General features: G+C 52.2%; 13 protein-coding genes. 6 read left to right on the top strand and 7 right to left on the bottom strand.

The annotated features are described in order from the left end of the window. Nucleotides 1-9: 9 nt before the first annotated feature. A complete protein-coding gene (locus H3M12_RS10385) occupies nt 10-513 on the bottom strand; it encodes a monooxygenase (protein WP_129031728.1) in 504 nt (167 codons plus the stop codon). A 117-nt stretch (nt 514-630) separates the two neighbouring features. Between H3M12_RS10385 and H3M12_RS10380 the strand changes: the two genes are divergently transcribed. The 3 genes from H3M12_RS10380 to H3M12_RS10370 all read left to right on the top strand — a co-directional run bounded on the left by H3M12_RS10380 (nt 631) and on the right by H3M12_RS10370 (nt 2,735). Then, nucleotides 631-1,371, top strand: a complete 741-nt coding sequence (locus H3M12_RS10380) for an MBL fold metallo-hydrolase (protein WP_129031727.1) — start codon at nt 631-633, stop codon at nt 1,369-1,371. 85 nt (nt 1,372-1,456) lie between these two features. Continuing rightward, entirely contained in the window at nt 1,457-1,864 is a 408-nt protein-coding gene (gene spxA, locus H3M12_RS10375; protein WP_129031726.1) for a transcriptional regulator SpxA, read from the top strand. A 145-nt stretch (nt 1,865-2,009) separates the two neighbouring features. Beyond that, a complete protein-coding gene (locus tag H3M12_RS10370; protein ID WP_129031725.1) occupies nt 2,010-2,735 on the top strand; it encodes an adaptor protein MecA in 726 nt (241 codons plus the stop codon). Nucleotides 2,736-3,049: 314 nt separating this feature from the next. On the opposite strand, the gene budA is transcribed toward H3M12_RS10370, so the two are convergent. Next, nucleotides 3,050-3,763: an acetolactate decarboxylase gene (budA, locus tag H3M12_RS10365; RefSeq protein ID WP_129031724.1), complete on the bottom strand. Its 714-nt coding sequence runs from the start codon at nt 3,761-3,763 to the stop codon at nt 3,050-3,052. A gap of 16 nt (nt 3,764-3,779) precedes the next feature. Then, nucleotides 3,780-5,447 carry an acetolactate synthase AlsS gene (gene alsS, locus H3M12_RS10360; RefSeq protein ID WP_129031723.1) on the bottom strand — a complete coding sequence of 556 codons (1,668 nt, stop codon included), beginning with the start codon at nt 5,445-5,447 and terminating at the stop codon, nt 3,780-3,782. 100 nt (nt 5,448-5,547) lie between these two features. Between alsS and H3M12_RS10355 the strand changes: the two genes are divergently transcribed. Further along, on the top strand, nt 5,548-5,988 hold the full coding sequence (locus tag H3M12_RS10355; protein WP_129031722.1) for a MarR family winged helix-turn-helix transcriptional regulator: 441 nt from the start codon (nt 5,548-5,550) through the stop codon (nt 5,986-5,988). A 150-nt stretch (nt 5,989-6,138) separates the two neighbouring features. Here H3M12_RS10355 and H3M12_RS10350 read toward each other — a convergent pair whose 3' ends face one another. Continuing rightward, nucleotides 6,139-6,705 carry a tRNA (mnm(5)s(2)U34)-methyltransferase gene (locus H3M12_RS10350; RefSeq protein ID WP_129031721.1) on the bottom strand — a complete coding sequence of 189 codons (567 nt, stop codon included), beginning with the start codon at nt 6,703-6,705 and terminating at the stop codon, nt 6,139-6,141. A gap of 6 nt (nt 6,706-6,711) precedes the next feature. Then, entirely contained in the window at nt 6,712-7,341 is a 630-nt protein-coding gene (locus tag H3M12_RS10345) for a phosphatase PAP2 family protein (RefSeq protein WP_129031720.1), read from the bottom strand. Between the two features lie 398 nt (nt 7,342-7,739). Here H3M12_RS10345 and leuS point away from each other — a divergent pair, with 398 nt between their 5' ends. Beyond that, nucleotides 7,740-10,175 (top strand): leucine--tRNA ligase, encoded by a 2,436-nt coding sequence (leuS, locus tag H3M12_RS10340; protein ID WP_182150705.1) that lies wholly within the window; start codon nt 7,740-7,742, stop codon nt 10,173-10,175. Nucleotides 10,176-10,260: 85 nt separating this feature from the next. On the opposite strand, the gene H3M12_RS10335 is transcribed toward leuS, so the two are convergent. Both H3M12_RS10335 and H3M12_RS10330 read right to left on the bottom strand, forming a co-directional pair. Further along, complete coding sequence (locus H3M12_RS10335) at nt 10,261-11,025, bottom strand: flavodoxin family protein (RefSeq protein ID WP_129031718.1); 765 nt, start codon at nt 11,023-11,025, stop codon at nt 10,261-10,263. Nucleotides 11,026-11,271: 246 nt separating this feature from the next. Next, a complete protein-coding gene (locus tag H3M12_RS10330; protein ID WP_129031717.1) occupies nt 11,272-11,595 on the bottom strand; it encodes a hypothetical protein in 324 nt (107 codons plus the stop codon). Between the two features lie 249 nt (nt 11,596-11,844). On the opposite strand from H3M12_RS10330, the gene H3M12_RS10325 reads away from it, so the two are divergent. Next, nucleotides 11,845-13,488: a putative polysaccharide biosynthesis protein gene (locus tag H3M12_RS10325; protein ID WP_129031716.1), complete on the top strand. Its 1,644-nt coding sequence runs from the start codon at nt 11,845-11,847 to the stop codon at nt 13,486-13,488. The last annotated feature ends 10 nt before the right edge of the window (nt 13,489-13,498 follow it).

The following is a 13,498-nucleotide window of genomic DNA, read 5'->3' as shown; positions in this document are numbered from 1 at the left end:
CCGGTTAGGTTACGATTTGGCCTTGAGGGCGATGCGTTGATAACCGGAGCTGTGGAAGTGGTTGGCACTGGTGGCGTAAATCCCCAGGGGGGCAAACGCTGCTGAGTGGCGCCACAAAGAATAGGCTTGCCCCTCGTCCCAAATGGTGAGGAGAATGTAGTTTCCTGGATCGTTAACCTTGGTTAACACGTAGAGGGCTTGCATGCCTTGCGGGAGCGGATTGGCCGCTAACCGGTTCATCTTCGCGTCGAAGACACTGGCGGTTTCGGCATCGAAACGGAAGTAACTAAAATTGAAGAAACCGTGCCAGGCGGTTGAGCCTTGGTGCAGATTGACCTGGTAGTCTAAGTGCGTAGTGAAAAGACTAGGTTGACCGGAGACATCAAGTAGTTGGAGTCCTTCATCATCGCCCGTCGAACTGCCCAAAAGGACCAGTTGCCGGTCGGGATTTGCGGTAATCAGATGCTTCAGAACGTCCCGGCTACCAAATGTTAATGAAATATTTTGTAACATGATGACTCCCTCCTCGTTGACGCCTTCATTATACCGCAGTCTTGGTGAAAGAATGAAACGTTTACACCTTTTCATTCGCGCGCTACACTGAAGAAAGAAACTTGAAAGGATGATTGGATGGATTTAACGGTTTTGGGGTGCTACGGGGGATACCCCTTTAATGGCATCGGAACCAGTAGTTACTTGATTTCGAGTGGAGATTACCGCTTGCTGCTGGACTGCGGGAGCGGGGCGCTTACGGCGTTACAGCGCTATTTAGACCCCTTACAACTTGATGCAGTCTTACTGACCCACTATCACCACGACCATATTGCGGATGTTGGGGTCCTGCAATACTTATGGCAATTAGCACCAGGAGAAAAGAAGGAAGCTGAACTACCAATCTATGGTCATACGGCTGACCAAACTCATTTTGAAAGCTTGACTTGGCCCCACGCCACGGTGGGCCGGCCCTATGATCCACAACAAACGTTGACCTTGGGGCCGTTGACGGTGACCTTTATGGCGACCCATCACCCAGTTCCGGCTTATGCGCCAATCATCACGGAAACGGCCACGGGCAAACGTTTGGCATTTACGGCCGATACGGCGGCCTTTCCGGAACTGACGACTTGGGCTCAGGGGGCCGATACCTTGTTAGCCGATACCAACTTTTATGCTGACCATCAGGGAACGGCTTGGCATCTCACATCGACACAAGCCGGCGAGTTAGCCCGGCAGGCTCAAGTTCGTCGATTATTACTGACCCATTTGCCACAAACTGGATCGTTGGCGCAGTTACAACGGGAAGCTCAAGCTGCGGCCGGTCCTGATATCCCGGTGGCTGTGGTTCAAGCCGGCGCAACTTATCGCCTTTGAAATTAGGGTTGAGGCTGGACTTTAATTAGAATGATGATATAATGGTTACCATAAAATATTAATTATAAAAGGGGAGGTCCTCAACATGACTGTGATTCTCTATACGACGCCGAGTTGTGCTTCTTGCCGCAAAGCGCGGCACTGGTTAGATACCCATCGCATTGCGTACCGTGAACGGAATATGGTGGCGACCCCCCTTACGGCGAGTGAACTCAAGGCGATTTTACGCTTGACAGAAACGGGGACCGATGAGATTATCTCGACACGGTCTAAGCCGTACCAGCAATTAAAGCTAGCGGTCGACGATTTACCGTTACGGGAGTTATACGCGCTGATTCAACAGAACCCCACCATTCTACGGCGGCCGATTATCCACGACGACCGGCGGCTCCAAGTCGGGTATAATGAAGATGAGATTCGTAGCTTCTTACCCCGGCAAGTACGGGTGTTAGCGCGTAATCAAGCCCAACAGCGGGTAAACTTGGTTAAGTAAGCTAAATTAGTTGCATCTAACTGGATTTGTGAGAGAATACTACTTGCAGTCCGGTTTTTTGGTGACCATTACTTTACAAGCCATTAAAAACGTTTAGAATGAGTATCAAGGACAATACCCAACCCATGAGAAAGGGGTGTTATTCATGGAAATGGAACGGATCAATGAAAATACGATTCGTGTGGTCATTGGGAACGATGACCTAAGCGAACGTGGGATTACCGTCCTGGATCTCTTAGGGAACCATAAGCAGATTGAAAGCTTCTTCTATAGTATTTTGGAGGAAGTGGATGTTGATCACCAATTCCAAGACAATGATGCGGTGACCTTTCAGGTTTTGCCAAATCGCAACGGTCTGGAATTATTCATCAGTAAAAATGTCGATCAAGACGCTGAGACGAACGACGACCAAGGGGATGCCGGTGTCTATACGGATCACCCCGACCAGATTTCGGACCAGCTTAAAGAACATTTACTTGAAAAGGACGAGCGAAAGGATGTCTTCTCGAGCTTGAAATCACGTGCAAGTGAAACGAATGATGTGGCCGATTATCTGAATGATGACGGGCAACCGACGATTTCTCAAGTGGTAAAGTTACACAGCTTTGAGGACATGGTTAGTTTGGCGCGGGTCCTGCACTTAGAAAGTGCCGCGTCGAATCTCTACCGTTATAACGGTGACTATTACTTAGAACTAATCTTCTTTACCAACGAGACGTCGCGGGAAACCATTAAGGATGACTTAGCTGTGGCGTATGAGTATGCTGACCGGTCCCGGTTAGCCGCGGATGTGTTAGCGGAACACGGGGAACTAGTGATGGAGCACAGTGCTTTGGAACTCACCCGATACTACTTCTTAGGGGCTAAATAAGCCAGGGCGATTGACCTTACTTGATTTGGTGTACTGAGGAACCTTAATTTAAAATTTAACCAGAATTTCTAAAGCGGCTGTATTCCATGAGTGATGGGGTACAGCTTTTAGGGTTCTATGATAGTTGGGTCTGGGGCTTATGTTCCAGACTCTTTTATTGTTGTAGAAGTCTATCGGAATGTGAAAAATACCGCCATGGCGGCGTTGACGAGATGAAATACATGGTGTTTTTCCAGCAGTGATGGGACTCCCGTATGGATACCAAAATGGACGCCTCGGTCAGTTGACTGAGACGCCCATTTTAAATGGTTGGCCTATTCTGCTTGGTGGATGTCACCTAAGATGTCGTCTTGGGTGAAGTCGTGGCCCATGTAAGCTGTGTTCGTGGTTGGTAAGTGTTGTTCTAACGTGTCGAACTGCTGAAAACTGACGTCACCGGTCACCTGGTCGAAACCCAGAATATGACCGCCAAAGTCGTGGTCATCGGCCAAGAAGTGACTGTGAAAGCCCGCTACGGCTGCCCCGTCGAAAACTTGCGGGGAATAGTAGCTTAGAAGCGTTCCGGTTACAGTCTCACGGATAAAGTGACTTTGGTTGGCCGCCGTCTTGGCTAGCGACTGATAGGGCTGACCGGATTTCGGTACGGCACGGGTCTCCATGTTGGTAAAGGTGCCCGTGATCTTTAACGAATAAAAGGTGTTGGCACTGGCCACCTTGCTCGTAATCCGGCGTTGAAGGGTGGGTCGCGTAATCTGATCTACGTGCATCAACGGGGTGTAGTCGGCAAAGTGACTATTGGCAAAGGGCATCATGAAATTAGCACTGACTAGGTTGACCCGGCCGTTGCTATCGATTTGATAGGGCGTTCCGTCTAAGATGATGAGTTCCCCATCGAGTCCCTCACCGGTACCAATGCCGGTGTCGCCGTGAGCCAAAAGGTCGGCCATCTTCAAAGTTCCGTCTAATAACCCAGGGACCAATAACGCTAAGGTACCATGTTGGTAAAGGGTTGTCTTGTTGTCTGCCATAAATTGCCTCCTGGAATTAGTTGAGCACGTCCTTGAGCAAGGTGGACGTGAATTTTGAATTGTCGCTGTAATCCACCGGAATATCGATTACGGTCGGTCCGGCGGTGGCAAAGGCCTGCTTCAAGGCCGCGGCGACTTGGTCGGGCGTATCGGCATGAAGCCCAGTTGCGCCAAAGCTTTCAGCGTATTTAGTAAAGTCAACGTGACCGATGTCGATGCCGGCATCGCGCCCGTATTTGGCCTGTTCTTGGAACTCGACCATGTTGTAGTGACCGTCGTTCCAGATGAGTTGAACGATTGGTAGTTGCAAGCGCACGGCCGTCTCGAGCTCCTGACCAGAGAAGAGAAAGCCCCCGTCACCGGAAACGGACACGACGGGTTGCCCCGGTCGTTCTAACGCCGCGGCGATGGCCCAGGGTAACGCGACGCCGAGTGTCTGCATCCCGTTACTGAAGAGCAAGTGGCGTGGTTCGTAACTCCGGAAGTGGCGGGCCATCCAGATGTAATGGCTACCGACGTCGACCGTGACGGTCGTGTCGTCTTGGACCTGGTCTTGGAGCGCCTTGATGATGGCCAGGGGATGTACCTCGCGATCCGACGAGGTGGTCGGAATAGCGTCTTGGGAGACGAAGTTGGTTTGCATGGTGTGCAGGTGGTCAGTCATGGTGTCACTCAACGTTAACTGTGGCAACTGGTCACTTAGGGCCTGCAACGTTTTGGCAATGTCAGCTTGGATGACCAGATCTGGTTGGTAATCGTTAGAAATTTCGGGTGCAATGCTGTCCAGGTTGATGATTTCGCCGGTCCGGTCGGGGTTCCACAAACGGCCTTCGTATTCGACGGGGTCGTAGCCGACCGCGATAACCAGGTCACTTTCCTTAAGAATGGCGTCCCCGATTTGGTTACGGAAGAGGCCTACACGACCAAAGTAGTTCTTTTCCAGGCCCCGTGAAATTACACCGGCGCCCTGGAAGGTTTCCACAACGGGAATTGAAAATTTGTGAAGTAGGGCGTGGATGGCGGCCGTGACGTCGGCACTTGATGACCGCATCCCGGCTAAAATAACGGGGAGCTTGGCCGTTTTTAATTTTGCGATGATTTGGTCCAGCACGTGAGCATCGGCGCTACCCTGTTCCACGGGCGCCAGGGGCTTGATATCCGGCGTGGTCACCGTGTCACCCAACACATCTTTAGGCAGAGAAATGAATGTAGCCCCCGCCTTAGGCGCCACCGCCGTTTGGTAAGCGTTGGCAAACGTTTCGGAGAGATTGTTAGCGTCTTGAACCTCGACGCTGTCTTTAGTGGCTGACGTCATCAGTTCCTTACTGGGGATGCTTTGGTGCGTCAAACGCGCCACATCGTTACGGGGCACCTGGCCGCCTAACGCGATGACGGGATCTCCTTCAGAGGTGGCAGTAATCAAGCCGGTCGCTAAGTTGGAGACCCCGGGACCAGACGTCGTGGCCACGACTCCCGGTTGACCGGTCAACCGACCGATGCCGGAGGCAATGAAGGCTGCGTTTTGTTCGTGATGGGTGATGATCAGGCGTGGCGTACGGGGATCCGTACTGTGTTCTAACAGGTCGAACAATTGGTCGACCTTGGCTCCGGGAAGACCAAAGACATATTTAATGCCCTGGTTGATCATTGCTTGTACTAATGCTTCGGCACCGTTCTTTTTCATCGAGTCGTCTCCTTGTTAAGTCTGAAGTTGCGTGGTATGGTTTAAAGATAAAACGGCTGTGTTGATTTGTCAACACACTTGACTCGAGGGAAATGATCGCATGAAAAATATCGGCTATTTGGCGCAGGATATTTCGATTCTGCACCGGCAATTCTACAAGGAAACCAAAAAACAATTCGAAACGCTAGGGTTGAATCAAACCGCAGCCTGTATCTTGCTGGTGATTGGTGACAACTCACAGCTTACACAAAACCAGGTAGCTCGCTTGCTGGTAATCGATAAGGCGCTTATCACCCGAGAAGTCACTAAAATGGCTGGGTTGGACTACCTCACGAAAACGGCGGGAACCGGCAAAAGCAAGCTCTTAACACTCACAGCGACCGGCATGACGGCCGTCCAAACGATTCAACAGATTCGCATTGCGTGGTGGGAAGAGAAATTTGCCGCGACAGGCATCACGGCAACTAGCCCGCTGGTCCCGGCTATCGAGGCCGTGGTCGAACACGTGGTGGCGGAAAAATCGGATCACTCGGCGTCATAGATGAGAAACGGTGATGACTCAAGATCCCGGTGGCGACAGCGTCCTGGGACTCGTCCACAGTAAAAAAGAAGTCGGTAGAAAGTTCTCAAGGATTGGGAACTTCTACCGGCTTCTTTGCCGCTACAAACGCCTAAATTGTGGTTAAAGTGGTTAGCGGCGTTCAATCGCCAGTAAGTATGGCGGGGTGTGGACCTGGTTGATGAAGCCGTACTGCAGGACTTGGTACGTTTTTTGCGGTAAGGCGGCACAAAAGTCGTGGACGGCCGTGGCCTCGGCTTGCCCGCCGGGATGGCCGGCATAAACCACCAGGATAATACGTCCCCCGCGTGGCAAATGGGGTAAAATGGCCTGAATGGCGGTCAACGTGGTGTTGGCCCGGGTAATCAGCGTTTTGTCACCGCCAGGCAGGTAGCCCAGGTTAAAAATGGCGCCGGCGACTTCGGTTTGGTCATCGAGATAAGTGGCCACGTGTTCGTGGCCCGTCAGGTGTAAGGTCACTCGTGGGGTCAACCCGGTCAGCGTCAACTGGGTACGGGTCTCCTGAAGTGCGGTCGCCTGGACGTCAAAGCCGATGACGTGGCCGGTAGGACCGACTTCTTGGGCCAAGAAGAGCGTGTCATGGCCGTTACCGACTGTAGCGTCGATGACTGTGGCGCCGGGATAGAGGCAGTCTTTGAGTAGGGTATGACTATAAGTTAAGGCGTTGGGTAAATTCATCATTCATTACTTCCTTAGGGTAAATAACCATTGGCTAAGCGTTAAACAACAAAAGCCGAGTAACCAGCCGGCCAAGACGTCGGTGGGGTAGTGCACGCCCACGAAGACGCGTGAGACGCCCATCACGATGATCCAGATGCTAGCCAGACCAATTAGCAGGCGGCGCCAGTGGGGATGGTGCGGTAAGGTCGTAGCCAACAAAATAATGACAGACCCCCACAAGACCATCACAGTGATGGCGTGACCGCTAGGAAAACTGTACGAGGTCTCGTGGACCAATTGATGCACGGCCGGGCGCGCCCGTTGGACCAAGTGTTTGACCAGCGGGTTGCCCAAAACGGCGAACACGACCACGTTGACCACCAAAAAACACGCGCCTTGGTAGCGCCGAAAGATGAGGAGTCCCGCGGCTAAGAGTACAGTGGTCCAGAAGGTGCCATGGGGGTTACCGGTCGTGGTAATGGCCGTCACTAATTTGGTGAGACTGGTCGAGACGGGTTGTCGAATCGCCTGGCTCACGGTCGTGTCGAGGGCGTGGACCCAGGCTTGGTGGGTCACGACGCCCCAGAGATCGAGGCCAAAGAGGAGCGCGGCTAGCCAGGTGAGTTGCCAGCGCAAACGCGAAATTTTGGGCACGGATGAATCGCTCCTTTGCGACAGATTTAGTCCTAGTATAGCATAGGTGGCGAAGAGATTTTTTCGCGAAAAGCCCCGGGGCGTCTTGCTTTTAACTAGGGGGTTTGCTAAGATTAGGACAATCACCGATAAAATAAACGTTGACGGGAAGTAGTAGGAACTTCAAGGCCACAAGAGAGCGGATGGGGCTGGAAATCCGTGACCGGAAGTTGTGAACTTATCTCCGAGTGTATTCTGCCGCAAGGTGGGCGTTTGGCGCCGTTATCCGCTAGTGAGTCCCGGTTACCGGGAAAACGTAGGTGGTACCGCGCTGAAACGCCCTACAGAATTGGTCAAGTGGCCGATTCTGGGGGCTTTTTTTACACACAATGTTTGATGACAGAAAGGAAGAGTTCAGTTTGGCATACAAACACCAAATTATCGAGCGCAAGTGGCAACATTACTGGCGTGTTAACGAGACTTTCAAGGCCGTTGACGAGTCACCGAAACCAAAATACTATGTCTTAGATATGTTCCCTTACCCGTCCGGTCAAGGCCTCCACGTGGGGCACCCGGAAGGTTATACCGCGACCGACATCATGGCCCGTTACAAGCGGATGCAAGGCTTTAACGTTTTACACCCAATGGGCTGGGATGCCTTTGGTCTACCGGCGGAACAGTACGCGTTGAAGACGGGACACAATCCTAAGGACTTTACCGCGCATAACATCAAGAACTTCAAGCGACAGATTCGCTCGTTAGGATTCTCTTACGACTGGAGCCGGGAGGTCAACACCACCGATGAGTCGTACTACAAGTGGACCCAATGGATCTTCGAACAACTCTACAAGAAGGGGTTAGCCTACGAAGACAAAATCATGGTCAACTGGGCGCCCGACTTCATGGGGGGAACTGTCGTGGCCAACGAAGAAGTCGTGGACGGCAAGACCGAACGGGGCGGTTACCCGGTTTACCGAGTGCCAATGCGGCAATGGGTCTTGCGGATCACGGCCTACGCTGACCGCTTGTTGAAAGACCTCGACGATTTGGACTGGCCAGAAAGCATCAAGGAACAACAGCGTCATTGGATTGGCCGTTCCGAAGGGGCCAGCATCTTCTTCCCGGTTGCGGGACAAGAAGACACCAAAATCGAAGTTTACTCGACGCGGCCGGACACCTTGTTTGGCGCGACTTACATGGTCTTAGCGCCCGAACACGAGTTAGTCGACCAAATCACGACGCCGGAACAACACGATGCCGTTCAGGCTTACAAGGACGCCATTGAAAGCAAGTCCGATTTGGAACGGACTGACCTCAATAAGGACAAGTCCGGGGTCTTCACCGGTGCTTACGGCATCAATCCGATCAACGGTAAGAAGTTACCTATTTGGATTGGGGATTACGTCCTCGCGTCTTACGGAACGGGGGCCATCATGGCCGTGCCCGCTCACGACGAACGGGACAACGATTTCGCTAAGAAGTTCAAGTTGCCAATCATCCAAGTCATTGCCCCCGAAGATGGTAGTGAGGTCGATGTTCAGACCGAAGCCTACACGGGCGATGGGCCTCACGTGAACTCTGATTTCTTAAACGGCATGAACAAGGCCGACGCGATGTCTGCTGCCACCGACTGGTTGGAAGCTCACGATGCGGGGCACAAGCAGGTCAACTTCCGGTTACGCGACTGGATCTTCTCCCGGCAACGTTACTGGGGTGAACCGATTCCAGTCATCCACTGGGAAGACGGCGAAACGACGCTGGTCCCAGAAGACGAATTACCATTACGCTTACCCGCGGCTAAGCAACTCGAACCGTCAGGAACTGGGGAAAGTCCTTTGGCCAACCTCGATGACTGGGTCAACGTGGTGGATAAGAACGGGCGCAAAGGAAAGCGCGAAACCAACACCATGCCACAATGGGCAGGGAGTTCGTGGTACTTCTTACGCTTCGTCGATCCCCACAACGACAAGATGATCGCCGATCCCGAGAAGTTGAAGTACTGGATGCCGGTCGACCTCTACATTGGTGGGGCGGAACACGCCGTCTTGCACCTGTTGTACGCCCGGTTCTGGCACAAGTTCCTTTACGACTTAGGCGTTGTGCCGACCAAGGAACCGTTCCAGAAGCTGGTCAACCAGGGGATGATCCTGGGGACCAACCACGAAAAGATGTCCAAGTCCAAGGGCAACGTGATCAACCCCGACGAAATCGTCGACCAATATGGGGCCGACACGTTACGGTTGTACGAAATGTTCATGGGACCGCTGGAAGCCTCGAAGCCGTGGAGTACCGAAGGCATCAACGGGTCACACCGCTGGTTGGATCGAGTCTGGCGTTTGTTGATTGATGAAAACAATCACTTACGCGACCGGGTCACTATGATCAACGACGGTCAGCTGGATAAAATTTACAACCAGACCGTCAAGGTGGTCACCGAAGACATCGAAGCGATGCACTTCAACGTGGCCATCTCGCAACTGATGGTCTTCATCAACGAGGCTTACAAAGCCGACAGCTTGCCATTATTGTACATGGAAGGCTTCGTCAAGTTGATTTCCCCAATCGTGCCGCACATTGCCGAAGAACTTTGGGCCTTGATGGGGCACGACCAGACGTTGGCTTACGCGAAGTGGCCGACGTATGATCCCAAGCAACTGGTCGAGGACGTCATCGAACTGGTCGTTCAGGTGAACGGTAAAGTTCGCGCGCACTTGAAGGTGGCTAAGGATGCGGACAAGGAAACTATCGAACAGGATGCTTTAGCCGATGACACGGTCAAGGCGCACATCGAAGGTAAAACGGTTCGTAAGGTCATCGTCGTACCAGGGAAACTGGTCAACATTGTCGCCAACTAAATTTTGACTCAAAAAGGGTCCTTGCCCACCGGTTAGCTACCGGTTGGGCAAGGACCCTTTTACTATGTAAGGCCAGCTGGGGCCATCACCGTCGCCGGTGCCGCACGTAGGTGAAGAAGTGTAGCAGGCAGGCCAGCAAGACAAAGAAGATGATGACGAAACTGACGTAGGTCAGCCAGAACTTTCCAGGGGCGAAAACCCCAAGCCACCAGGCCTGTAAGCCCATCGTGACGAGGGCCATAGCCGCAATCATAACAAACAGTAAGAGATAACGTTTCAAGGTATTATCATCCTTTCGAGTCCGGTTAGCGATTTTATGGCCCCACCGGGTACATTCGGCTAGCTTGGCCGGAGTTGGGGCGTCAGCACCCCAAGTCCCGGTCCCGACGAATTCGCCGACCTTGATCAGACCAGCCCCAGTTAGGACACGGTCAATGGTGACGAAGGTCTGGTCGGTGATGCCGGTCACGAAGTTTTCGAACGACCCGATGAAGCAGGTGGTCATGCTCAGGTAGTGTTTGTTTTTGTACTTACCAGGCAGAGTGTCGCCCGCCTTAGTCATCCGGACCAACCGAAACCGCATACAATCAAAGAATCGTTTCATCACCCCCGACAGAGTACCCCAATAAGTCGGGGCACAGATGATCCAAAAATCACTGGCGGCCATCTTAGCCTCTAAGGTGTCGAGTGCCGGGCACGGGTGGTCAGGACGGTCCGGATAGATGTCGTAATCCTGCAAAAAGGCGGTTTCGATTTTGGCGTCAGTTGGTAGCGCCTTCAAGACCGCTTGCAAATAGTCGGCGGTAATCCCGGATCGTTCGTGACTCCCGAGTAATGCTAAGTAACGCATGGCAATTCCCCCATTCGTTAAAACTAGTCCTAGTATACTGCAAAAATGCCCGGTTAAGCAATGTTGAAAAGGCCGTGTAAGCCCGTTATCATGCGATTACTGAGCGGTGGATGCCCCTAAATGACTATTGATCCGTTAAATGACCACGACACAAAATGGATGACGCGATGAAATATGGAGGCAACCTAAAAGTCGCGCCGAGGGGAGTCCCTCGCCGCGACACAATCAACATTCATTAAGTTAAATTTATTGAAAAAGATCCGTAATGATGGCGAAGAATCGTTGCCGAACGGCGTCGTCTTCACCCGCCCTTGAGAATTCGTAATGTAGTAAATGGCGATCGAACTCCTGGAAAAAGACCTTTGCCATGGTGTGATAGTCACTATCACTGGTTTGGTCGATTCGTTTGAAGCTCCGCCAAATCGCGTAAAGTAGTCGTTCGTCAGAAAAGGTTTTCAACTCAGGAAAGCTGTGTCGAACCCGTTTCGCCATCTGGATGACCTCTTGCGCACGCTCCGGGGACATTTGCATCTTCGAAGTGGCAGTCGCTCCAGCCGCTGTGTGTGCCATACTGGCCTGCCTCCTTAAAAACAGTAACTCCTTAATTCTTAACAACTCACTACTCTCTAGGATACCACTCTTAGAGTCGTTCGGTAAGCTAAGCGCAGGGGAGACGTCCCGCTGAGAAGGGTAAGAAGTGGATAATTAACCTAAATCCTCGTTGGATAAGTAAGTCGCTGTGGTATAATATTGGTTTGATTACCGGGCACAACCTGGTGGGAATTTAATTAATTTAATGATGTGAAAGTAGGGTGTCAAATGGCGACAAGGTCTGGTAACGTGGGCAGTGAGCAAACAAATGCACAGGAACAGATGGTGGCGGGATCCGCCTGGATGACGGCGGGAAGTATTTTCTCGCGGATTCTAGGGGCCGTGTACATTATTCCCTGGAGCATTTGGTTTGGCACCTTTTTCTTACAAGGAAACGCCCTGTACGGGAAAGGCTACAATATTTACAGTTTTTTCCTGATTGCGGCGATTGCCGGGGTTCCCTCGGCGATTGCTAAGCAGGTGGCCCACTATAACGCACTAAACGAATACGGCATCAGTCGTAAACTTTACGGCCGGGGGTTAGTCATTGCCATCGGGACGGGGATCGTTATCGCCGCCTTGCTCTTCTTTGGGGCTCCGCTCTTTACCGGGGGCGATCCGCACTTGGTGCCCGTCTTGCACTCGCTGGCATGGGCGATTCTGATCATTCCGACCATGAGTCTTACGCGGGGGTACTTTCAGGGGTTCCAACAGATGGCCCCCTCGGCAATTTCGCAATTCGTCGAACAGTTAGCGCGGGTCATCTACATGCTGGTAACGGCCTTTCTGATCATGCGTGTCTGGAAGGGCAGTTGGGTCACGGCCGTCTCCCAGTCGACGCTGGCCGCGGCAATCGGGGCGTTATGCGGGCTCTTGATTCTAGGGGTCTACTATTGGCGGCGCCGACGGTACTTCCACTCTCTGGTACGTCAGAGCGATAACGCCTTAGTCGTACCGGCCAAGCAACTCTATAAAGAAATTATCGCCCAAGCGGTGCCTTTCGTGGTCCTCGGGGCCGGTATCACGATCTTTCAATTGATTGACCAATACACCTTCGCGCCCATCATGCATGCCGCTGGCAATTATTCGGCAGCTTACTTGAATGACTTGTTCGCGTTGTTTGGGGTCAATGCCAATAAAATCATTATGATTACGATTTCGTTGGCGTCGGCACTGGCAATCACCGTGGTACCATTACTATCAGAAGCTTATACGCGTGGCAACCAACAAGAAATCTCGGGTCAATTGACGAACGCTTTTTTGATGTTTGAATTCATCATGTTACCGAGTGCCTTGGGAATGTCGGCGGTCGCCCGACCGTTGAACATCGTCTTTTACGGGCACGCCCAAGAAGCGTTGGGCGCCTCGGTACTGGCTTTTTCGTCGTATTTGTCGATTATCTTAGGGCTGTACACGGTGGTATCAGCGTTGATGCAGGGGATTTCGCAAAACCGACGTGCCGTTAAGTACTTCTTGGTGGGGACCGTGGTCAAATTCGTGGTTCAGTGGCCGTTAGTCTACTTCTTAGGGACTTTTGGCCCGCTAGTTGCGACCGGACTCGGATTCTTGGTGACTTGTTACTTGATTATCCATTCGTTGAATTACCAATTTGGCATCAACTATGTGACGATTGCCAAGCGGACTAATGGCATCTTACTTGCTTCATTGATTACCTTTGGTTTGGCTCGTATCGTCGTCGTATTAGGGGGCACGTTCTTGGGAGATAGCCGGGTCATGAGCTTTATCGTGGTGGCCGTGGCGGCCCTTGTGGGCGGATACTTCTATGTCTACACGACGCTGCGTAGCCGGTTGGCCGATGAAGTCTTGGGTCACCGGGCGGCAGTTATTCGCCACCTGTTACGAATTCGTTAGGGGGAATATG

It is taken from the genome of Levilactobacillus suantsaii (assembly GCF_014069315.1).
Lineage (GTDB): Bacteria > Bacillota > Bacilli > Lactobacillales > Lactobacillaceae > Levilactobacillus > Levilactobacillus suantsaii.
The sequence above is the reverse complement of the archived record's forward strand: the minus strand, read 5'-3'. Positions and strand labels throughout refer to the sequence as shown.